Annotated in this window: 3 protein-coding genes (1 of these 3 running past the window's edge); all 3 read right to left on the reverse strand. The window is 72.8% G+C overall.

The features are described 5' to 3' along the window. Tightly spaced (each overlapping or abutting the next), the 3 genes in view from AC5L36_RS38895 to fabD form a layout consistent with a single transcriptional unit that may run on beyond the window. Positions 1-2,462, reverse strand: the 5' end (the start) of a protein-coding gene (locus AC5L36_RS38895) for an SDR family NAD(P)-dependent oxidoreductase (protein ID WP_441223697.1). It extends 10,426 nt beyond the left edge of the window; only the first 2,462 of its 12,888 coding nucleotides appear in the window; the start codon lies at positions 2,460-2,462; the stop codon falls past the left edge of the window. Next, a complete protein-coding gene (locus AC5L36_RS38900; protein WP_441223698.1) occupies positions 2,452-20,838 on the reverse strand; it encodes an SDR family NAD(P)-dependent oxidoreductase in 18,387 nt (6,128 codons plus the stop codon). Before AC5L36_RS38900 ends, AC5L36_RS38895 begins: the two co-directional genes overlap by 11 nt. Further along, entirely contained in the window at positions 20,835-24,317 is a 3,483-nt protein-coding gene (gene fabD, locus AC5L36_RS38905; protein WP_441223699.1) for an ACP S-malonyltransferase, read from the reverse strand. Before fabD ends, AC5L36_RS38900 begins: the two co-directional genes overlap by 4 nt. Positions 24,318-24,325 lie beyond the last annotated feature (8 nt).

Below are 24,325 nucleotides of genomic sequence, written 5' to 3' on the forward strand. Positions count from 1 at the left end.
GCCGGTACCTCGATCGGCGCCTCCAGTACCGTCTCCCGTACGCTCAACGGCCCGGTCAGCCCGGAGGCGCGGCCAGCGGCGAGCACCATCTCGACCGCGGCGGCGGCGGGCAGCAGGGCCCGGCCGCCGACGGTGTGGTCACGCACCAGCGGAGCCGATCCGTCGAACGACGTAACGAAGCGCTGCCGGTCGAAGGTGGACTCGTTGCGGTGCAGCAGCGGATGCGGCGAGGACAGCGGTGGCGCCGGCGCGTCCGCCGCGTCGATCAGTCGCGGCCAGTGCCGCTCGCGCAGGAACGGGTAGCCGGGCAGCGCTGTCCTGAGTGGACGTTCGCCGTCCGGTGTGGACCAGTCGATCTCGATGCCACGCACCCACAGCTCGCCGAGCTCGGCCAGGGCGCCGCGGGTGAGCAGGTCGGCGATCCGGGCCCGGTCCGCGTCCGCAGCCCGGGTCGCGCTGTCGACGCTGCCGAGGACAAGTCCGTCGCCGTGGGTGCCGGTGCCGGCGAACGCGCGCAGCCGGCGGCCGAGGTCGTCGGTGTCGGCGGCGACCAGCGCCAGCCGGTGTTCGAAGTGCTCCCGCCCGACCCGCAGCGTGTGGGCCGCCCTGGCGAGCCATTCCGCGGCGCTGGTGCCGGTGTGGCTGTCCGTTTCGGCGGCCAGGCTGGCGGCGACCGCGCGCAGCCGCTCGGGCGTCTGCGCGGAGAGCAGGATCAGCTGCGGGCCGGCTGCCGGTGTGGGCGCGGGCGCGGGCCGGAACTCGCGGACGACCACGTGGGCGTTGGCGCCCCCGGCGCCGAACGAGCTGAGCCCGGCGGTCCGCAGCCCGCCCTCCGGCGCCGCCCATTCCTCGGCCGAGCGCGGCACCCGCAGCCCGGCGGTGGCGAGGTCGAGGTGTGGGTTGGGCGGGTCGGCGTGCAGCGACGGGACGAGGGTGCGGTGCCGCATCTGTAGCACGATCTTCACGAGTCCGGCGATGCCGGCGGCGGCCTCCAGGTGGCCGACGTTCGACTTGACCGAGCCGATCGCACGCGCCGGTGCACCGGGCTCCCGTTCGCCGAGCGCCTGGGCAAGCGCGCGCACCTCGATCGGGTCGCCAAGCGCGGTGCCGGTGCCGTGCGCCTCGACGTACCCGATGTCGGCCGGGTCCACGCCCGCGTCGTCCAGCGCCGCCCGGATCAGCCGGGTCTGCTCGGCGGGGTTCGGCACGCTGTAGCCGTTGGTCCGTCCACCGTGGCCGATCGCGCTGCCCAGGATGACCGCGTGCACCCGATCCCCGGCCGCGATCGCGGCGGCCAGCGGCTTGAGCACGGCGACTCCGACTCCCTCGCCGGGCACGTACCCGTCGCCGCCGGCGCCGAAGCTTCGGCACCTGCCGTCGGTGGAGGCGAACCGGCCCTGGCTGAGGTCGACGTGCTTCGCGGGATGGATGGTGAGGTTCACACCGCCGACGACGGCCGTGGTGATGTCGCCCCGGCGCAGCGCCTCGCCGGCGAGGTGCAGTGCGGTCAGCGAGGAGGAACACATCGAGTCCAGCGCCAGGCTCGGCCCGCGGAAGTCGAAGTAGTGCGAGACCCGGTTGGCGATCGAGGCGTACGAGGAGCCGAGGTACAGCGCGTTTCCGTGCAGCGCCTGTTCGGCCTGGTACAGCTGGTACTGCGAGTACATGACGCCGACGTAGACGCCGACGGCGGTGCCGGACAGGCCGGCGCGGGTCAGGCCGGCGTCTTCGAGGGCGTGCCAGACCTCTTGCAGAAACAGGCGTTCCTGCGGGTCCATCCGCTCCGCCTCGCGCGGCGAGATGCTGAAGAAGGCGTTGTCGAAGGCGTCGACGTCGCGGATGAAGCCGCCCCACCTGCTGTAGGTCTTGCCCGGCGTACCGGGTGTCGGGTCGAAGTGGCGGTTGACGTCCCACCGGCCGGCGGGCACCTCGGTGATGCAGTCGCGCCCGGCGACGAGGTTGTCCCAGAACTCGTCGAGGTCGTCGGCGAGCGGGAAGCGACCACTGAGCCCGACGATCGCGATGGGCTCGCCGGTCCCCCGGGGTCCGTCCGGCGCCGCGGCGGCGGCCGGCGCGGCGACCTCGTGCGGTGCGCCGAAACGCTCGGCGAGCGCGTGACCGTGCCGCTCCAGCAGGTAGTCCGCGAGCGCGGCGAGCGTCTGGTACTCGAACAGCAGCGTGGCGGGCAGTTTGCCCAGGTCCCGCTCCAGGGCGCGGACCAGGTTGAGCGCCATCACCGAGTCGAAGCCGTGGCGGTCCAGCCGCTCCTCGGGCACGATCCGCTCCGCCGGTATCTTCGCCTCTTCCGAGACGAGCCCGGCCAGCCACGCCAGCACGAGGTCTCGCGGTGCCGACTCCGCGATCGGTGGCGTCAAGAGAAGCCGGGCGGCCTCCTCCACGTCGAGCTCACCGGACCTGACCCTGCTCAGGACGGCTCGGCGGCCGTGCGCGTCAGTTCGCAAGGGATGCCTCCATCGCCGTTTCCGCTTCGTCCTCGCTGATCTCACCGGTGCGCAGGCGGTGCAGCAACGCACGCACCTGGTCGGCCGGGGCCGGTTGGCCGCCGGCCGGTCGCTTGACGGTGAGGTGGTGCAGGGCGGCCAGCTCGTGACCGTCGTCGTCGAGAAGCCGTATGTCGAAGGCGCGCACCGCGTCCCCCGGCCGTGTCGGCGCCGCCGTCACGTACACGAGGCACTCCGCCGGCAGGGCTTGCGACTGTGTCACCGTCGAAACCGACATCGGGAGCTGGAGGTGGTCCGGGCCGTCGAAGGCGCCGAGTGTCTGGAGTGCACCGTCCAACAGGGACGGATGCAGGTCGAAGGCGTCCGGCTCGGTGTCGGTTGCCGCGGGTAGCCGCAGCCGGGCCAGCAGGACGCCGTCACCGACGCGGATCTCCTGGATGGAGGTGAGGGCCGGCCCGTGTGCCAGGCCGAGGGCGCGCAGCTTGCGGTAGTGGTCGGCCACCGGTACGGTCCGCGGGCAGGTCGCCGCGACCGCGCTCAGATCCACCCGTCCCGCGGTGCCGGCCTCGTCGGGCGGCAGCAGCCTTCCGCGTGCGTGCACCACGTCCGGAGCCGAGCGTAGGTCGAATCCGAGCCCACCGTCCTCGTCTCTGAAGTGGACGGTCACGTCGACGGGTGAACCGTTGACCTCCAGCGGGCGCAGCCACCGCAGGTCGCGTACCGGGCCGGCGGGCAGACCGGCGGCCTCGGCGGCGCGCCGGGCGAACTCGACGTACGCCACGCCGGGCAGTACCCGCCGGCCGTTCACCAGGTGGTCGCGCAGGTAGAACTCCCGCCCGGTCAGGGTGGTGCGCACGGACCCGCCGCCCGCCGGCTCGAACCGCACCGCGGGTGCGGTGCCTACCGGCTCGGCGCCGTCGGCGTAGACCGTGTCGACGTCGGCGAACCAGTACCGATGGCGGTCGAACGCATAGCCCGGCAACGGGATCCGCTCGCAGCTGGCACCGGCCCACCAGGACCGCCAGTCCACGTCCTCACCGGCCAGGTACCGACCGGCCAGGTCGCCGAGCGTCCCGGTCGCCGGCCCAGGGGTTGCCCGGTCGCGGATCTGGCGGGCCAGGTCGGCGTGGTCACGGGCCAGGAAGACCGCGCGCACCGGGCGGTGTTCCCGGAAGACCTGGAAGTTGTACGCGATCTGCGCGAGGGTGAAGGCCTCGCCCGGTCCGGCCAGCCAGGCGGCGAGCCGGTCCAGGCGGGTGCTCAGGGCGGTGTCGGTGTGCGCGGAGACCGGTACCGCGAACGGCGGCTGGGCCGGCGGCACCGCCGACGCCCGCGACGGCGGCTCCTCGAGCACCACGTGTGCGTTGGTGCCGCTGAAACCGAAACCGCTGACCGCCGCACGTCGGGGCCGCGCCGGGTCGGCCGTCCAGTCGCGCAGTTCGGTGTTGACGTAGAACGGCGAGCTGGCGAAGTCGATCAGCGGGTTGGGGTGTTCGAAGTGGAGCGATGGCGGGATCTGCCGGTGCCGGAAGGACAGCAGTACCTTGATGATCCCGGCTACACCCGCGGTGGCGGCGGTGTGCCCGATGTTGGTCTTGATGGACCCGATCGCGCAGAACCCGGTGCGGTCGGTATACGTACGGAAGGCATTGGTCAGCGCTTCGACCTCGATCGGGTCGCCCAGCGGGGTGCCGGTGCCGTGCGCCTCGACGTAGCCGATGGTCGCCGGGTCGATGCCGGCGCGCCGGTACGCGGCGAGCTCCACCTCGGTCTGGGCCAGTCCGCTCGGCGCGGTGATGCCGTTGGTCCGGCCGTCCTGGTTGATGGCGGTCGCCTTGATCACCCCGTGGATCTGGTCGCCGTCGCGCAGCGCCCGGTCCAGCGGCTTGAGCACCAGCACGCCGACGCCCTCGCCCGGCCCGAACCCGTTGGCCGAGGCGTCGAAGGTCTTGCACCGCCCCTCGGGCGAGAGCATGTTTCCGTTGCTGGCCACGACGAAGTAGTCCGGCGCGAGCGTGATGAAGGCGCCACCGGCCAGGGCCATCTCACTCTCTCCGGCGAGCAGGCTCTGGCACGCCAGGTGCAGCGCGACCAGCGAGGATGAGCAGGCGGTGTTCACCGCGATGCTGGGGCCCTTGAGGTTGAGGAAGTACGAGATGCGTGCCGCCAGGATGGACGCCTCGTTGCCCCAGAACGCCTGTGCCTGCTTGACCGCGCCGGCCTTGTTCATCCGGGTGAGGTACTCGCTGGCGCCGGCGCCGACGAAGACGCCGCAGGGCTTGCCGGCCAGCTTGTCTCCGGTGTAGCCGGCGTCCTCCAGCGCCCGCCACGCCTCCTCGAGGAAGACGCGCTGCTGCGGGTCGGTCTGCTCGGCCTCCTTGCCGGAGATGGTGAAGAACGGTGCGTCGAAGCGGTCCACGTCGTCGAGGAACCCGCCCCAGCGGCAGTAGGTGGTGTCCAGGTTGGTCGGGTCGGGGTCGTAGAAACGGGCGTTGGACCACCGGCCCGCCGGGATCTCCCGGATCGCGCTGACCCCGGCGGCCAGATTGGCCCACAGCTCGTCGACGTCGCGCGCGCCGGGCAGCCGAGCGGCCATCCCGATGACCGCGATGTCCGTGGCACGCGGCGGCGTCTCGCGCGGCGGCGCCACGACCCGGGCCGGTTCCGTCGCGGCCGGCGCCGGATCGGGTGCCATCACCACGATCCGCCCGACGGTCGCGCGGTCCTCCTTCAGCGCGTACGCGTCGAGGATCCGGTCGAACGGCAGCACATGGCTGACGAGCGGCTTCACCTTCCCCGACGCCAGGTGGTCCGCCATGGTGCGCAGGTACTCGGTGCGCCGCTCCGGATGCGCCAGGAAGTACTTCTTCGCGTTGAGGCTGTAGAACCGCTGGTTGTCCACCAGCCGCGACAGGTCCAGCGGCCCCGAGGACTGTAGGCCGAAGACCGCGATCTCCACGTACCGGCCCTCCGGGGCCAGCACGCTGAGCCCTTGCTGGATGGCCCGGCCGCCGAGCGTGTTGACGACCACGTCGACGCCACGCCCGCCGGTGCGTGCCAGTACCTCCGCGACCACGTCGGCCCGTCCGTGGTCGATGGCGTCCGGCACGCCGATCCCGGCCAGGAAGTCCACCTTCGCCGCCGAGCCGGCGGTCGCCACGATCTCGGCGCCGGCGAGCTGGGCGAGCTGCACAGCGATCAGCGTGTTGGTGCCGGTGGCCGCCGGTATCAGCACCCGCTCGCCAGGGCGCACCTGCGCCCATTCGAAGGCGAGGTACATGGCGAGGAACGCGGCCGGGAACCCGCAGGCTTCCTCGTGCGAGACGTTCGGCGGTTTGGGTACCGCGAAGTTCTCGTCGGTGAGCACGACCGAGGCCTGGCCGCCCATCTCCGGGCGGGTCAGCGCGATCACCTCGTCGCCCGGGCGGAGCGTGGTCACTCCGGGGCCGACTCGGCGGACTACCCCGGACACCTCGACGCCCGGGGTGAACGGGTAGTCCGGCATGATCGGGTACAGGCCCTTGGCCAGCAGCAGATCCGAGAAGTTGATCGGGAACGCCTTGACCTGGATCTCGACCTCGCCGGGTCCGGGAGCGGCCGGCTCGATCGGCGCGATGCTGAGCTCGCGCGGGCTGCCGGGCCGGGTGAACCGCACGGCCTGGAACCCGGCCGGCGCGACCAGGGCGGGTACGGCGGCCGTAGGCATCGGCGCCGGCGGGGCCGGTGAGGAAGGCGGCACCGGCGAGGTGGAAGGCGCCACGGGCGGGGCGGAAGGCGGCACGGGCGAGGCGGCGGCCGCGCACGCCGCGACCTGCTCGCCGTGCCGATCGAGGACGAACGCGGTCAGGTCGGCCACCGTCGGATGGTCGAAGATGACGATCGTCTTGAGCGTGATGCCCAGTGCGGTGTTGAGCCGGTTGATCAATTCCACACCGACGATCGAGTCGACGCCCAGCGAGGCCAGCGACTCGTCCGGCGTCACCTCGGCGACCGCCATGTTGAGGGTCTGCGCGGTCAGTTCGGAGATCAGCCGGCGCAGCCACCGCTCCGGCGGCTCGCCACCGGCGCCTGTGGCGGCCGGCGGCTGCGGCGGGGCGGCTGGCGCGTGCGCCACGATGACCCGCTGGGACAGGTCCGCCGGCACGGTGGCGCTGCCCAGTGCCCGCACGGCGTGAAACCCGGCGTGTTCCAAGCTGCGCCTCCACATGGGAACGTCGAGAAGGGGCGCGGACTCCAGCCGGATGGCCTCGTCCGCGAAGTGCCACCAGCCATCTAGCAGCCCGAAGGTGACCGTGTGGAAAGCCTGCACCTGAGTGACCTCGGTCAGCACCAGGCGACCACCAGGGGCGAGCAGCTCGCGGGCGTGGGCGAGGGCGGCGCCCACGTCGGTGACCGCGTGCATGACGTTGCCGGCCAGCACGATGTCGTAGCCGCCCGGCCCCCAGCTCTGCGCGGCGGGCGGCCGGGCGATGTCCAGCCGGCCGACGGTGACCGGCACCGGCCCGCCGCCGGCGAAGGTGCGCTGGGCCTGGCGTAGGAAGGCGTCGGAGACGTCGGTGAACGTGTAGCTGACCCGGGTTCCGACGGCACGCAGCGCGTCCAGTACCACCTCTGTGGTGCTGCCAGTGCCGGCGCCGATCTCCAGCACCCGTACCTCGGCGGCCGGGTGTTGCCGCACCGCCTCGGCTACCTGCTCGGCCACGATCCGGTTGCAGTACCCGGCCAGCCGCTCGCCCCGGTACACGCGGGCCAGCAGTTCGGTGGATCCGCCCGGAAACAGCACCTCGGTCGCGGACACACTGCCGCGCAGCACCTCGGGCAGCCCGGCGAGGCACGCATCGACGAGTTCCAGCCGGGCGGCCAGGTCGGGGAACCGGGCGCGCAGCGCGGCGCCGTCGGTCACCGCGGCGGCCGGGTCGAGCAGCACGTAGCGCCCGGCCCGGTGGGCGATCAGCCCGTGCCGGACGAGGATGGCGGTGAGCGCGTCGACCAGCCGCCGGTACCTGGGCAGCGCGCCCAGGTCGGCGTGCGGATCGGCGTGCTCGGCGTCCGGGCGCGGGAAGAGTCCGGCACGGCGCAGGGATCGCAGGAGGGCGCGGGCGGTGTAGTCCTCGCCGGCCGCTCGCTCGTCCTCGTCGGCGCCCGTAACCGGCAACGGCGCCGCGTCGGGTACCGGCGGGCGGGGCTGCGCCGGGTCAGGCTGCCGGACCCCGATGGCGGCCAGCACCTCGGGCTCGGCGGGAATCGCCACGACCTGCGACTCGTCGCAGGCGAGTACCCGCTCGAGCGCGTCCATGCCCTCGGCCGTACCGATCGGGTGGAAGCCGCGTGCGGTGATGCCGCGCCGGTAGCTCTCCGAGGCGACCCGGCCCACCGCACCCCAGTAGCCCCAGTTGACCACCCTCACCGGGTAGGCGCCCCGGCCGGCCAGCCGGCGGGCGTGCGCGTCCTGCGCGGTCGAGGCGGCGGCGTAGTTGGCCTGCCCGGCGGCGCCGGTGAAGGACTGCACCGACGACATGTGCAGTAGGAAGTCCAAGCGGTCCCCGCGCAACAGCTCGCCGAGCACCTCGGTGCCGCGTGCCTTGGGCGCGAGCGCCGCCTCGAACGCGGCGGCGTCCATCCGCTCCAGAATCCCGTCGCGCAGCACCATCGCGGCATGCACGACACCGTGGATGCGACCGAACCGCTCCCGCGCCTCGGCGAGGACGGCCGCGAGCCGCATCTCGTCGGTGACGTCGGCGTCGCGGTACATCGCCTCGCCGCCCAGCCGTGCCAGCGTGGCGAGTTCGGCTTCGATCTCCGCGTCCGCCGGCCGCCGCCCCACCAGGACCAGCCGGGCCCGCCGGGTAGTGGCGAGGTGTCGGGCGAGCGCACGGCCGATGCCACCGGCACCGCCCACGAGCACGTACGTGCCGCGCTCGCGGAACACCGGACGGGCCGGCGCCGGCAGCGCGACGGGTCGCAGCCGCCTCACGTACCGGTGGCCGTCGACGAGCGCGACCTCGTCGTTCCCGTCGAGTGGCGCGGCGAGCACGGCACGCACCAGCGCGGCACGATCCGGATCGGCGAGAACGCCGCCCACCGGTAGGCCGATGTCCAGGCAGCTCGTGGCGATGCGCGGGTACTCCTTGCCGAAGGTCTTGACGAAGCCGACGAGCGCGCCCGCGGCGGCGTTCGTGGTGCGCCGGCCGGCCGCGTCGTGCACGCCGTTGACCAGCACCCGCAGGGTTTCGACGTCCTGGATCCGGTCGGCCTCGGCCAGCGCCTTCACCAGACCGAAGAGTGCCGGCGCCGGCTCGGACGAATCGCTCGCCGACTCGCGTAGCCCGCCGAGGAACCACACATGCCGGATCGGGCCCAGCTCGCGCAGCTGGCCGGCGAGCGCCACACCGCCGGCGGAGGCGTCCATCCGGAGCGTGCGCACCTGCCCGCCCGACCAGGCGGCGGCGAGGTCGCCGGCCAACCCGAAGCCGCCAGCCGGATGCACCACGAGACAGCTGCCATGCCCGGCCGGCGGCGTGGCGGCCGGTGCCGGCAGCCGCTCCCAGTACGGCGCGTAGAAGAACGGCTCGGCCGCCTCGCGGGCCGCCACCTCGCGCACTGAAAGCTCGCGCAGCGCGACGAGCACCCGGCCGGCGTCGTCGAGCAGGTCCACGTCGTACCCGTCGCCGCCGCGCGCCCGCACGTGGATGTGGCAGGCCGCGCCGAGCGGACCGTACTGCCGCATCTCCTCCAGCGCGAACGGCAGCCGAGCCAGGGCGGGCCCGTCCGGGTCGAGCGCGGCGACCGCCTGGAGGGCCGCGTCCATCAGCGTGGGATGCAACGGCCGGGCCGGGTCCGCCGCGGCCATCCGCGCGCTGGCGACGACCTCGCCGTCGCCCACCCGTACGTCCCGCAGGCCACGGAAGAACGGGCCGTAGTCGATGCCCTGGCTCTGGAAGCGCGCGTACAGCTCGTCGGTGTCCAACACCCGCGGGCACCGGTCGCGCAGCTGGGCCGGCGAGCGCGGTGGCACCGGCCGCTGCGCCGCGGCCGGCACGTCCCAGGCTCCCTGGGAGAAGGTGACCGGCTCGGCGCCGTCGAGCGCCCGCACCTGATACTCGACACCGGTTTCGGTGCGGACCAGGCGCACCTGGACGTCCAGGCCGGCCTCGGGTACCGCCAGCGGGCGCAGCCACACCACGCGGGTCAGCCGAGTGGCCTCCGGTACCACCCGCGCCACGGCCGCCTGGACGATCTCGAGGTGGCCGACGCCGGGCAGGACCGCCGCGCCGCGCACCCGGTGCTCGCGTACCACCGGGTCGGTGGCGGCGAGCCGGGTCCGGTACACCAGCCCGGTGGACAGGTCGCCGGTCGGCTGGTCGAACGTGATCCAGGATGCTGACGGCGGTGGCGCGCTCTGCTCCCGTACGGGTGCCGCGATCCAGTGCCGCACCCGCGCGAACGGGTAGGTCGGCAACGACACCCGCCGCGGCCGGTCCCCGCCGTAACCGCTCGTCCAGTCGACCTCGCCGCCGGCCGCCCAGTGCCGGGCCAGCTCCGGCAGGTCCGCCGCCGGGGTGGCGGGTGTACCGCGCAGCGCCGGGTCGGCCGGTCCGATGTATCCGCGCGCCGGCAGGTCGCCCGTCTCCGCGAAGCGGCGCAGCGCGGCGGCCGCGACGTGCGCGGAGTCCACCACCAGGGCGAGGCGATGCGCCATCGGCTCCCGCCCGACCTGCAACGTGTAGGCGATGTCGCGCAGCGATCCGGTCGCGGTGGCTGCCGGCCGCCACGTCCCGATCCGCGCCGCGACGCCGTCCAGGGTGTCGGTCGGCAGGACCGCTACGCCGGCCGCCGCCGGGTACCGATCGGTGATCCAGTCGTGGAGCTGGCGCAGCCGTGCCAGGCCGAAGCCGAGGTCCTCCAACGTCTCGCCGGTCGGTAGGTCCGCCGCGGGCATGTCCAGGAGGCCGGCCGCGACGTCGGACAGCTCAGCCTCGACACCGGCGCCGGCCCGGCCGGGTTGGTGCTCCAGGTGCGCGGCCAGCTCGAGAGCGCGCTCGGCGAGCTGCTCGGGAGTACGCGCGGAGAGCACCAGCACGTGTGCGGCCGGCTCCGGCGCGGCGGCGGGAGTGGTCGGGATGTGCTCCTCGATGAGCAGGTGGCCGTTGATCCCGCCGAACCCGAACGAGCTGACGCCGGCGCGGCGGGGCAGCTCGGCCCCGGTCCGCACGTCACCAAGCCGGGGCCACGCCTCGGTGGTGCGGGCGATGCGAAGCGGGCTGCCGTCCAGCTGGATGTGCGGGTTCACGTCGACGATGTGGAGGTTTCCGGGAATCCGGCCGTGGCGCATCGCGAGGATCACCTTGAACACGCCGGCCATGCCAGCGGCGGCCTCCAGGTGCCCGATGTTGGACTTGACCGAGCCGATCAGCGTTTCCGCAGCGATAGGTTCGGGCTTTCCGGCCCGGCGGCGCAGCTCGCGGAAAGCCTTCTTCAACCCGTTGACCTCGATGGGGTCGCCGAGCGCGGTGCCGGTGCCGTGCATCTCCATGTAGCCGACGGTCTCCGGGTCGACGCCTGCTTCTTCGAAGGCGCTGACGATGAGCTCGGCCTGGGCGTTCGGGTTCGGGGTGGTCAGCGTGTTGACCTTGCCGCCGTGGTTGACCGCGCTGCCGCGGATCACCGCGTGAATGTGGTCGCCGTCGGCCAGCGCGCGGGACAGCGGTTTGAGCAGCAGGGCGCCGGCGCCCTCACCGCGCACGTACCCATCGGCGCCCGCGTCGAAGGTGCGGCAACGGCCGGTCGGGCTGAGCATCCCGGCACGGGAGAACGAGATGTAGATCATCGGAGAGATCAGCAGGTTGATCCCGCCCGCGATGGCGACGTCCGAGCTGCCCGCCCAGATGGACTCGATAGCCGAGCGGATGGCCACCAGGGAGCTGGAGCAGGCTGCGTCGATCGGCACGCTCGGACCCCGGAGACCCAGCAGGTACGAGATCCGGTTGGCGAGGATCGAGTGGAAGTAGCCGGTGGTGGTGTACGCCTCCACCGGGAGACCGGCCTCGCGCTGCAAGTCGTAGTAGTCGTGGCTGGCGACGCCCACGAACAGCCCGGTGCGGCCCTTGCCGAGGTCCGACGGCGCATAACCGGCCTCCTCGATCGTGCGGTAGACGGTTTGCAGGAACAGCCGCTGCTGCGGGTCCATCAGGTCGGCCTCGCGCGGCGAGATGCCGAAGAAGCGGGCGTCGAACGTGTCCACCTCGGACAAGAACGCGCCCCACTTGCTATTGGTCTTGTCCGGCGTGCCGGCGGTCGCGCTGTAGTAGTCGCGCCAGTCCCACCGGTCCGGCGGTACGTCGGTCACCAGGTCGTCGCCGCGGTCGAGGTGCGACCAGAACTCGGCCAGGTCGCGGGATCCGGGCATCAGGCCGTACATGCCGACGATGGCGATCGGCTCGCGCACCGGAGCCGCCGAGACGGGGCTTGCCGGGGGTGCTTCAGGCGCCGGCGTGGTGACCTGGGCGGCCAGCTGGGCCGGGTACCGGTCCAGCAGGTGCGCGGCGAGGTCGGCGACGGTGGTGTACTCGAAGAACGTGGCCGGTGTGAGGTCGAGGTCCAGCGCCTTGTTGACCTCGTTCGCCAGCCGGTTGAAGGCGAGCGAGTCGAAGCCGTAGCTCCCGATGGGTTCGGCCGGGTCGACCCGTGCCGGATCCAGCTTCACGATCTCCGCGACGATGCGTGTGATCAGCCCTTCAAGCTCCGGTACCCCGGTGGCGGCCGCTTGCGGCGGCGGCGCGGTCTTCCCGGCCAACTCAGCGGTGAGCCGGCTGCCGTCGCCGGCGATGTATGCGACCTGGCCGGTGACGTTGTCGAGGATGGTGGCGAGCGCGCTGAGGCCCTCCACGGTTTCCAGTGGGCGCATCCCGAACTGCCGCCACATCGACTCCCGCACCTCGTCGTCGACGGCCATCCCGCCGCCCATCCACAGTGGCCAGTCGATGGAGATGCTCCGGCCGGGGCGGGCTCCGGTGGCCCGCTGCCGTTCCCGCCAGCCGGCGAAGGCGTCCAGGAAGCTGTTGGCGTAGGCGTATCCGGCCTGCGCCACGCTGCCGATCGGGCCGGCGAGCGAGGCGAACAGGCAGAAGAAGTCGAGTGGTTCGCGCTGGGTCGCCGCGTCGAGGTGCATGGTGCCGGCGACCTTGGGGGCGAGCACGTCCGCGACCTGGCCGGCGTCCAGATTCACCAGGTACTCGTCGCGCAGTACGCCCGCCGCGTGGAACACGCCGTGCAGCTCGCCGTACGCCGCGCGGGCCGCCCGTACCACCGCCTCGCATCCCTGCGCTGTGGACACGTCGGCGGGCAGGTACCGGCCGTCGCCGCCCGCCTCGCGCACGCTGGCCAGCACCGCCTCTGCGGCTGGTCCCAGCGGTGAGCGACCGGTGAGCACCACGCGCGCCGAAGCGGTCTCGGCCAGCCACCGGGCCACCAGCGCGCCGAGCCCGCCGGCTCCGCCGGTCACCAGGTAGGTGCCGCCGGTACGCAGCGCGCCGGGGCGGGCCGCGGTAGGCGGCGACAGGCGCGTCCAGCGGTGGGCCTCGCGTCCGCCGGGCCGGTACCGCACGTGTTCGGGTGCGCCCGGCAAGTCGGCCAGTTCGCCGGCCAGCCGGTCGGCGGCCGGGCCGCGGCCTTCGACGAGCTCCGCGAACTCGCCCTCGGGAAGTTCGACCAGACGGTGCGCCAGCCGGGGGCTCTCCCGCCGGGCGGTGCGCAGGAAGCCGCCGAGCGCCTCGTATCCGGGCGTACCCGCCGCCGTCGCGGGGTACGCGCCGAGCAGGTGCACGGGCTCCCTGCCGCCCGCCCGCAGCAGCGCGGCCACCAAGTGGAACAGCGGCATGAACCCGTCGTCGACCTGCCGGGCGGCGCCCGAGGCCGTTCCGGTGAACATCGTGCGCGGCCAGGCGTACACCACGCGGCGGACATCGCCGCCCGCCGGCAGGGCGGCGACCGCCGCCGCCACGTCGGCGCCGGGCGTCACCACCCGCACCGCTCCTGCACCGGAGCGTTCCAGCGCCGCGACGAGCAGGTCCCCGGCGGCCGCCGACGGCGCCAGGACGAGGGTTGGCATGGCTCCGGCGGCGGGGGGAGCCGCCGGAGCCGCCACGGCAGCCGCACGGGGAGCGGCTACCCAGTCGGGTCGCAGGAAGGTGCCAGCACTCGCCGGCTGCTCGGGCCCGCCGGTGTTCCAGCGTCGCAGCCAGAAGTCCCGGATACGCACGACCACGTCGCCGGCCGGGTCGGTGACGTCGATGTCGACCTTCTTGCCGGTGTCGCTGGACGCGCGGACGACGACGTGCGCGAAGCCGTGTCGCGGGGTCGGGCCGAAGACCTCGACCGAGCCCATCGTGAACGGCAGGTGCAGGTGGTCCAGGCCGCCGTGCTGGCCTAGCAGCCAGAGCGCGCCCTGAAGCGCCGAGTCCAAGGTGGAGGGATGCAGCGTGAACCGGGCGGCGCCGTCCGCGACCCGGTCGGGCAGCCGGTACTCCGACAGCAGCTCCCCGTCCCCCCAGTGCAGCTCCCGCACCCCTTGGTATGCCGGGCCCAGCTGAAGGCCCAGGCGGTGCAGCCAGGGGTAGTAGTCGCCGCCGGGCATGCTCTGTGTGCAACGGCCGCGGATGCGGGCGAGGTCCAGCCGCTCGGGCGTGCCGGCGTCGCCGGCGTTGTCGGTCCGGCCCTGGCCATGCACGACCCGCTCGCCGGCTGCGCCGTCGCTGTAGACCACGTAGCGGGCGCCGCGCTGATCGGCGGTCAGTTCGACGTGGACGGTTCGAGGTTCGGAGACGGTGATCGGGTGTGCCCAGACGTTGCCGGAGAGGCGGCGCGCCGAGTACCCGGCGGCGGAGGCGGCCTCGCGGGCCATCTCGAGGTAGCCCACCGCGGGGAAGATGCGCTCGCCGTGCACGCGGTGGTCGTCGAGGAAGAACTCGTCGCCGGTGAAGTGGGTAGATCCGGAGCCGGTGAGGAAGGGGTGCGGTTCGCCGGACTCGACCTCGGGGATCCAGTACCGCTCCTGGGCGAACGGGTAACCGGGCAGGGCGACCGGTCGCAGCGGGCGCGGATACCGCTCGTCCCACCGCACCTCGGCGCCGGAGACCCACCGCTGGGCGAGCTGCCCCAGTTCACCGTCGGGTCGCGTGGGTCCTGAGCGCCCGGCACGTGACCAGTGCGGCACCTCCGGTGCCCGGTGCGCGGCCAGCGCGTCCAGCGCATCGACCAGCTCGTCCACTGTGGACACGAGCAGGGCGGCGCGTTCGGCCAGCGGCTCACGGCGTACCTGCAACTGGTACGCCACCTCGGCGAGGCTGACCTGCTCGTCCTGCTCCTGGATGCTCCGGGCCAGGTTCGCGCAGTGCGCGCGCAGCCGGTCGCCGTTCTTCGCCGATACCACGACCAGGTGCTCGCCGGGGGTCGCGTCGGGTACGGGCTGCGGTCCGAGGTACTCCTCGACCACCACGTGGGCGTTAGCGCCGCCCGCGCCGAACGCGCTGATCCCGGCGCGCAGCGGCAGTTCGGTGCCGTCCGGTGAGCGGTGACGCACCCAAGGCTCCAGCGTGCGCTGAACCCGTAGTGGGGTGGCGGCGAAGTCGATGCTCGGGTTGGCCGGTTCGGCGTGCAGCGACGGCACGAGCTGCCGGTGCCGCATCTGCAACAACACCTTCGTCAGCCCGGCCAGGCCGGCGGCGGCTTCCAGGTGGCCGATGTTGGTCTTCACGGAGCCGATCGCGCAGGTCTCCCGCTGGCCCAACTGGTCGAACGCCTTGCCCAGCCCGGCGATCTCGATCGGGTCGCCGAGCGACGTGCCGGTGCCGTGCGCCTCCAGGTAGCCGATCGCAGCGCCGTCCAGCCCGGCGGCACTGATCGCGCGGACGACGAGATCGGCCTGGGCGTTGGGGTTGGGAACGGTGAACCCGCTGGTCCGGCCGCCGTGGTTGACGGCGGTGCCGCGAATGACCGCGAGGACCCGGTCGCCGTCCCGCACCGCGTCGGACAGCGGCTTGAGCACGACCGCGCCGACGCCTTCGCCGGGTACGAAGCCGTCCGCCCGCGCGCCGAACGTGTGGCAGCGCCCGGTGTGCGAGACCATCTGCATCTGGCAGAGCCAGTCGTACTTGCTCGGGTGCAGGTACAGGTTGACCGCGCCGACCAGCGCCATGCGGCACTCCCCCGCGGCCAGGCTCTCGCACGCGAGGTGCAGTGCGGTGAGCGAGGACGCGCACGCGGTGTCGACCGGCATGCTCGGACCGTGCAAGTCGAGGCAGTAGGAGACCCGGTTGGGGATGGACCACAGCGTGGAGGTGGGTGTCACCATATTGCCCAGGCGCCACTGCTCCGGCCCCCACAACAGGTACGACTGGGTGGTCACGCCGACGAACACGCCGACCGCGCGCTCCCCGGCGGCGTCCGGGCTGCCGAGCCGGTAGGGCGGATAGCCCGAGTCCTCGAAGGCGTTCCACGCCGTCTGCAAGAACAGGCGCTCCTGCGGGTCGATCAGCTCCGCGTCGCGGGGCGAGATGTTGAAGAACAGCGGGTCGAACATGTCGACGCCGTCCAGGAAGCCGCCCCACTTGCAGTACGTCCCGTCCTCCCGGTCTTCGGTGAACCGCTCGCGGAAGTCCCACCGGGAGGCCGGAATCTCGGTCACGCAGTCGCGGCCCGCGACCAGGTTGCGCCAGAACGCGTCGATGTCCGGCGCCTGCGGATACCGACCCGAGACGCCGATGATGGCTATCGGTGCCCGCTCACCAACCGCTGGCGGCGGCGCGGCGGCCGGCTCGACCGGTCGCCGCGGTGCCGGTCCGGGACGATCCGCCGCGGACGTGGTGTCCGCGCGCGGCGCGGTGGCGACGTCCGGGAAGTGGCTCGCGAGTACCGCGGCGACCTGGGCCAGGGTGCGGCATTCGAACAGCAGCGTGTGCGGAATCGCGCCCAGGTCGCGCTCCACCCGGGTGTTGAAGTTGCGCACCAGGATCGAGTCGACGCCGTAGCTGTCCAGCCCACGCCCAGGGTCGATGTCGTGCTCCGGCACGTCCAGCAGATCCGAGAACAGCGACGTGATGTATTGGGAGGCCCACGGCACGTCGGGCTTGTCACCGGCCGCGGACGGCTGCGCGGGTGCGGGCGCGCCGGCCCCGCCGTGACATAGCGGCAGCACCCGCTCCGAGTCGCCGAAGACGAACAGCCGGCGGGCGGAGGCGCCGCGCAGCGCGGAGTCCAGGGCGGCGAGGCCGACCGGCACCGGCATCGGCGCGAAGCCGTTCTCGACGCAGAACACGGCGCCGGCTCCGTCCGGCACCGTCATGCCGCCCGCGTCCCACCACGGCCATCCGATCGCCACGGTGCGCCCCCGGCAGGTGCCCGCCGCGCGCCGGCTCTCCCGATCGACGGCGAAAGTCTCCATGAGGGCGTTGGCAACCGCGTAGTCCGCCTGGCCGGGGTTTCCGGTGACGGCGGCCAGCGACGAGAACAGCGCGAAGAAGTCGAGTGGTTCGTCGGCCAGGGCCACGTCCAGGTTCGCCGCGCCGCGCACCTTCGGAGCCAGAACCGCGCGCAGGTCGGCGACGGACTTGTTCACCAGGTACCGGTCACGCAGTACGCCGGCCGCGTGCACCACGCCGTTGACCGGACCGAACCGGTGCCGTACGTCCGCCACGAGCCTGCGGGTGGACTCCAGGTCGGACACGTCAGCCGGGAAGTACGCGATCCGGTCGCCGGCGGCCTCGGCCACGGTCGCAAGGTCGCGGGCGAGTTCGGTGTTCATCAGGCTGCGGCCGGCCAGCGCCACCCGGACCCCGGGCACCGACAGCAGGTGGGCCGCGACCGCCTGGCCCAGGCCGCCCCGGCCGCCGGTGACCAGGTAGACGCCGCCCGGCCGGACCACGGAATCCGGCGCGGTCGTAGGCGGTTCGGGCTCCCGAGCGGTGAAGCGCCGGGCGTACCGGACATCGCCGCTGTAGCGGACCGGGTCGTCGCCGGCGACGCCGAACTCCTCGGCGATCCGGCGCCAGGTCTCCGCTGCCGCGTGTGCGCTGTCCACTGTGATCGGTCGTAGCCGCACCGAACCGCTCTCCCAGCGCACGCAGCGGCCGAGGGCCGCCGCCGCGTCGGGTTCCGGCGCGCCGGGTACGGCCACGTCGAGGATGAGGGTCGGTGTCCCGTCGCGGCGCCGGAGCAGTCGTTGCGCGAGCAGAAACGGCACCAGCGCGCTGTCCTCGACCCGCCGGGCCAGGTCGGTGCCGTCCGGCCCGGCCAGCCGCACCACGTAGCCGGGTCGCAGACCCTGCTCGGCGAGCTCCGCGAACAGCCGGTCCCAGTCGTCCTCCTCGGCACGGACCGTCCACACCTCCACGGCCTCGTGGCTGTACCGCGTACCGATGCCGGCGAAGGCGATGCGGTACCCGGGCAGCGCGGCGGCCGCCGCGGCACGGACGTCGTCGAGCAGCACAGCAGGTGCCACCACCAGGGCCGTCTTGTCCCGCACCGGGTTCGCGGAGCCGTCGTCGGGTACCCAACCGGCCTCCAGCTCGACCAGCCGCACGTCGGGCCCGTGCGGTTGGTCCGCCGGTGCGGCCGGCGCCTGCCGGTGCACGGTCCGCACGTACTCGGTGGTCGGCAGCGGCAGCTTGCGCGCACCACGGCCGGCGTAGAACCGGAGCCAGTCGACGTCCACGCCGCGCCGCCACAGCGCGATCAGCGGCGTCGCGAGCTGGTTGGCCAGCGCCCGCGGATCGGCGATCGCTACGTGGTCGCTGCGTTCCGGGATGCCGGGCACCGTGCCGACGGAGACGGTCGCCGCCGCGTCCTCGGAGGTGCCGGCATCACCGGCAGCGGCGTCCCGCATCCACGCCGCGGCCGTGTCGAGTCCGGCGGGCATCCGCGCCCGGCCGCGCAGCACGGGGTACCGGCTGTCCCCGGAAATCACGAGTCCGGCAGCACCGCGCTGCACCTGGTCCACGGTGGCGGCCCGCTCCGCCGACTCGCCGCTCAGCAGGCCGAGCAGCCCGTCCGGCGACACCAGGCCGTCGGCGAGCAGGTCCAGCAACTCGGTGACCCGGGCGTCCGGCACCAGCCGGTCCAGCGACAGCTTCCACTCCCGGTTGAGTTGGTCGAACGCGTTCTCCAGAGCGAGGACGCGGACCAGGACGGCACGAGGGTCGGCGCCGGCGCCCACCGCGAGGCCGGCCTCGTCGGTCGGGACGCGCCAGTTGCCCAGCCCGCGCAGGCCGAGCACCCTGTTCCACTCGTCGACCGCGCGGCGCAGCACCCGCTGGCCGCCGATGATCGGGGCGGCCCGGGCGCCAACCGCGGCGGCCACTTCCGGCTCCACCGTGAGCCCGTCCAGCAGATCGCTGAAGTAGCCGCCGAAGACCAGGTACGGGTAGGCGGTCCGGCCGGTGGCGGCGTGCATCAGCGGCACGTCCGGGGCGCGCAGCGCGACGTCCGCGGAACCGCCCCGGGCGATCGGCAGCGCCGCCGGCCAGTCGAGCGCGCCGGTGGCGGCGAGCGCGGCCAGCACGCCGGCCCCGTGCCCGGTCACCGTCGCTGGCCGGAATCCCAGCTGTCGCAGCACCCGCACCACCAGGTAGGTGAGCAGGAAACGCTCCTCCGGCCCATCGCCGCCGCGGCGCAGCCCGGCAAGCTCCGCGCCGGCCTCGGGCGCCTCGGCCGCCATCGCGGCGAGGACGTCCGCGACGGGCGGCGCGTCGAGGAGGGCGCGCAGCTGCCCGAGCGGTGGCATGGTCAGCTCGCCCACCCGTAGCGCCCAGTCCCGTGCGGGCTCTGCGGTGGTCGGGGACGGCGGATCGGCCAGGAGGGACACAATGTCGTCTACAGTGGACACGAGGCCGCCGGTGCGCACGGCGAAGTGCTCGCGGCCAGTGGCCAGGGTGGCGCAGATGTCGGTGACCTGGCCGCGGATCCAGCCGTCTCCGGTCAGGCCGGCCCGCCAGCGGTCCAGCAGCAGCTCCAGCGAACGGGCGGACGGCGCGGAGAGCAGGAACGGCTGGGCGGTGCCCGCCGTGGGGTCGGCGCCGCTGTCCGGTGCCGGGCGGTACTCCTCGACGCACAGGTGCGCGTTGACGCCGCCGCCGCCGAACGAGCTCACTCCCGCGCGCAGCGGCCGATCGCCGGCCGGTTCCCACGTGCTCTCCTCGCGGGCCAGGCGGAGCACGCCGTCGTCCACTTTGATCAGTGGGTTGACCGTGCGCAGGTGGATGCTCGGCGGGACCCGCCGGTGCGCCATCATCATCAGCACCTTGACCAGCCCGGCGACCCCGGCTGCCGCCTCCAGGTGTCCGATGTTGGGCTTGACCGAGCCGATCCAGCAGCCGCCGTCCTCGCGCGGCACGGCGGACATCACCTTGTGCAGCGCCTCGACCTCGATGGGGTCGCCGAGCGGCGTGCCGGTGCCGTGCGCCTCCACATAGGAGACCGTGGACTGGTCGAAGCCGGCACGCTCCAGGGCCGCGGTGATGACGTCGCGCTGCGCCGCCACCGAGGGGGCGGTGATGGTACGACCGGCGCCGTTGTGGTTGACGGCACTGCCCATCAGCACCCCGTAGACGTGGTCGCGGTCGCGCACCGCGTCGTCCAGCCGGCGCAGCATCACCATCCCGACCCCGTCGCCCGGGACGAAGCCGTCGGCGTCCTTGTCGAAGGTCCGGCACAGCCCGGACGGGCTGAGCATCCGCGCCTTGGAGTACGAGATGTACTTCCACGGATGGAGGTTGAGCAGCACGCCGCCGGCGAGGACGAAGTCGGCGTCGCCGTCCAGCAGCGCGCGCATGCCGAGGTGGATCGCGACCGCGGACGAGGCGCAGGCCGCGTCGATGGCCATGCTGTGACCGCGCAGGCCGAACGCGTGCGATACCCGGTTGGCGAGCATGTAGTCGGAGCCGCCGAACGTGGTGTGTGCCTCCACGGTGGTGCCGGGCTCGGTACCCTGCTGAAGGTGGTCGCGCGAGGCGACGCCGACGAAGACCAGGGTGCGAGACTGCTGGAGCGCGCGCAGCGGCGTGGCGGAGTCTTCGATGCAGTGCCAGGTCTCCTCCAGCAGCAGCCGTTGCTGGGGGTCCATCAGCTTGGCCGTCTTGGGTGAGACCCGGAAGAAGCTGTCGTCGAAGCCGTACGGGTCGGCGATCTGGCCGCACCACTTGCTGACGGTCTTGTTCGGTATCGAGATGTCCGGCGAGTAGAACTCGGCCGGGTTCCACCGCTGCCGGTCGACCTCGCGGATCGAGCTGACTCCCCGGCGCAGGTTGTCGAAGAACTCGCGGTGGTCGCGGGCGCCGGGCGCGCGGCAGCCGATGCCGGTCACCGCCACCGCGGTCTGCTCCATCATCGGCCCTCCGCATTCACCAGCTGCTCGAGCCGCTCCTCCAGGCAGGCCGCGGTCTCGCGCATCATCAGCTCGCCGATCTCGTCGACGTGCCGGTTGCGCCAGCTCTGCCGGGCGGTGCCGCGGACCCACTGGTTGAACGCGCCGAGGGCCGGGCCGCAATGCACCTGGAAGTCCACCCGGTACTCCTCCCGGCCTTCCATCGCGGCGCGTTGGCTGTGCCCGAAGTACCAGCGGAACACCAGTGCCATCTTGTGTTTCGGGTTCTGCTCGGCCTTTTCGATCTCGCGCGGGTCCCGGGCCGTGAAGAACGCGCGCGTGTCCTGCCACACCTCGTCGAAGCTCTTGCGGAAGTATCGCGTCTCGATGACCGACCGGGTCTCGGCGTCGATCTCCTCAAGCGACTCGTGCCGCCGGTACAGCTCGTAGAGCTTGCGTGCCCGGGCCGGGAAGAACACGCCCCGCTTGAGCACCTGCACCTGCGCCCCCAGCTCGAACATGTCGCCGGCTGGTGCGTAGTCGGTGTCCTGGATGTTGATCTGTTCGAGCATGTCCTTGGCGGCCGGGCTCATACCGGACTCGGCCGTGCACAGGTTGATCGAGCCGGTAACCACGAAGTCGGCGCCGAGCACGAACGCGGCGGCCGCCGCCTCGGGAGTGCCGATGCCGCCGGCCGCGCCAACCCGTACCCGCGCGTGGTACCCGTGGTCGGCGACCATCCGGTCGCGCAGCCGCAGCATCGTGGGCAGCAGCACGATCGGGTCGCCCCGGTCGGTGTGGCCACCGGAGTCCGCCTCGACACATAGGTCGTCCGCCATCGGTACGCCGGCGCCGAGCGCGGCCTGTTCGGCGGTGATCAGCCCGGCCTGCTCCAGCTGGCTGACAAGTCGCTGGGGGGCGGGAGAGAGGAAGCTTTCGGCCACCTCGGGCCGGGACACCTTGGCGATAATGCGGTTGGCGGCGACCGCCTCGCCGTCGGTGTCCTTGCTGAGCCCGGCGAGCCGGTAGCGGACCAGGGCCGGCGTGATCTTCATGAAGGCGGAGGCTTCGACGTTGCGCACCCCGCGGTCGAGCAGCAGCCCGACGGTGGCGTCCTCCACGTCGGGCTGTGCCGGGTTGTGCACCAGGTTCATGCCGTACGGGCGGCCGTCGCCCAGCTCGGCGGCCAGCCGGTCGATGGCCGCCGCGATGCGGGACTGGTCGAGGCCGCCGGTGCCGAAGAACGCCAGGATGCCGGCACCGGCCGCCCGAATGACCAGGTCTTCGGAGGCGATGCCGCGGTACATCGCGCCGCACACGTACGCGTACCGGGTGCCGTAGGTGCGTCGGAACTCCGCACTGCCCAGATCCTCCGGCCGCAACCGCGCGGCGCCGGCCGGTGACAGGGGCGACACCGCCGCCGGTGGCGCGGGAGCCTTTGCCGGCTGGGGCGGCGGGGACTGCCGGATCTTCTTGACCAGGCCGGTCAGCACCTGCCCCGGCCCGACTTCGTCGAAGGTGGTCACACCAGCGGCGAGCAGATGACGCACGGTCTGCTCCCACAGCACCGGCCGGACCAGTTGCTCGGCGAGGATCTCCCGTACCGACCCCGGCTCGTACGGGCGGCCGGTCACGTTGGCCATCACCGGAACCCGCGGGGGTTGGAACTCGCAGTCCGCGAGCACCTGCTGGAACTCTCGCCACGCCGGTGCCATGTATCGGGAGTGGAAGGCGCCACTGACCCGGAGCATCAGGTACGCCCGCGCGCCGCCGGCGAGCATCGGCTCGCGCGCGGATTCGACCGCCTCCCGCGGTCCGGACAGGATGAACTGGTCCGGCGCGTTGTGGTTGGCCAGGTCGACGCCGGACAGCCCGCCGTGCGACAGGATCTCGCGCACCGCGCCCTCGCTCAGCCCGACCGCCGCTGCCATGCCGCCTCCGGTGGCGGCCGCCATGAGCCGGCCGCGCTCGCGCACCAGGCGCAGCCCGGTCGCGAAGTCGAAGGCTCCCGCCGCGCACAACGCGTTGTACTCGCCGAGGCTGTGCCCGGCGAAGTAGTCGGGCGCCGGCTCGCCGTCCTGCCCGCGGGCCAGGTAGGTGAGGGCGTTGACCACGAACAGCGCCGGCTGGGTGAACTGCGTCTGGTCGAGCTGGCCGCGTGGGTCCTCGCGGCACAGCGTGGCGACGGAGTAGCCGAGGATCTCGTCGGCGATGGCGGTCAGTTCGGGGAAGCGGGCGAACAGGTCACCGCCCATGCCGCGCGCCTGTGAACCCTGACCCGGAAATACAACCGCTCTCATCTGACTCCCCCGCTGGCCTTGGGCTGTGGTGGGACCGCGCCGTGACCGGATGGCTTGGGCCTTGATGGCTTCCAGGGACCGTCCGCGCGGCGCGAAAGGATCCAGGATGGGTACCGCGCGGGCCCGGCCGTCGCCGCGCACGATGCTCGCCACGAAGTTCGCCATCGTGGCGGACGGACCGAGGTCCAGGTACACCAGATCGGGGTCCTGCCGGTCCAGGAACTGGATCGCGTCACGAAATCGGATGGGTGACCGCACGAGTCGCCAGAAGTGCTCGGGCTCGAACCGGGTGACGTAGCCGGCCGACTCGCACGACACGAACGGCACCGCGGGAGGTCGCAGTGTCAGCCGTGCCAGCGAGGTCAGGTACGGCTCGGCGACCGCGTCCAGCCCTGAGGAGTGGAAGGCGTAGTTGACCGGCAGCCGCTGGTACAGCACGCGCAGCTCCCGCAGGCGGCGCTCGGCGCGGGCCACGCCGGCGGGGTCGCCGGAGACCACGAAGTTGCGGTCCGAGTTGACGCCGGCCAGCTCGACGTCGGCGCGTAGCGACGCGTCGTCGTGGTACAGCGCGACGTCGCCGAGCACCGCGAGCATCGCTCCGGGCACCCGGTGCGCCTTGAGCATGCCGACCTGTTCCACGATCGAGCTGGCCAGGTCCTCCGCGCTGAGCACGCCGGTCGCCGCCGCCGCCGCGAACTCGCCAAGGCTCGCGCCGAGCACGTAGTCGGGTTCGACGCCTTCGGCGCGCAGCGTCTCCGCCATGGCGAGCTCGACCATGAGAATCGCCGGGTGGGTGAACCGGATTTCGTCGAACGCGTCGGCCGCCGTGCGGTCGGTGCGATAGATCTCGTCGAATATGCCGGGGATGCCGAGGTCCGCGAATACCGTACTCCAGGCGCGCATGGACGCAGCGAAAACCGGATGGCCGGACAACAGGTCGCGCCCCATTCCGTAGTACTGCGATCCCTGGCCGGCGAACAGGAAGACGTTCTTTGCGGACATGGCGTTGCGGCCCCCGGAGTGAGTGACTCGGCGGCGCCGGTATGACCCGGCCGTCCCAGTCATGCTTCCCCGGCCACACCTATGGCGGTAGTGGACAGTTGCTGCCAGCCCGGACCAGGCTCCCGGAAGCGGCCACAAGGTCGTATGGGGCAGTTGCTTGTTTACCCGTTCGAGTAGTGAGCACAATTCTCGGGTCACCATTGTGGACT

The sequence above is a fragment of the Phytohabitans sp. LZ39 genome, from assembly GCF_059359075.1.

Bases quoted from the DNA above. Each gene is read 5' to 3' on its own strand.
- AC5L36_RS38900 (WP_441223698.1), bottom strand. From the start codon at position 20,838: ATGATGGAGCAGACCGCGGTGGCGGTGACCGGCATCGGCTGCCGCGCG.
- fabD (WP_441223699.1), bottom strand. From the start codon at position 24,317: ATGGTGACCCGAGAATTGTGCTCACTACTCGAACGGGTAAACAAGCAA.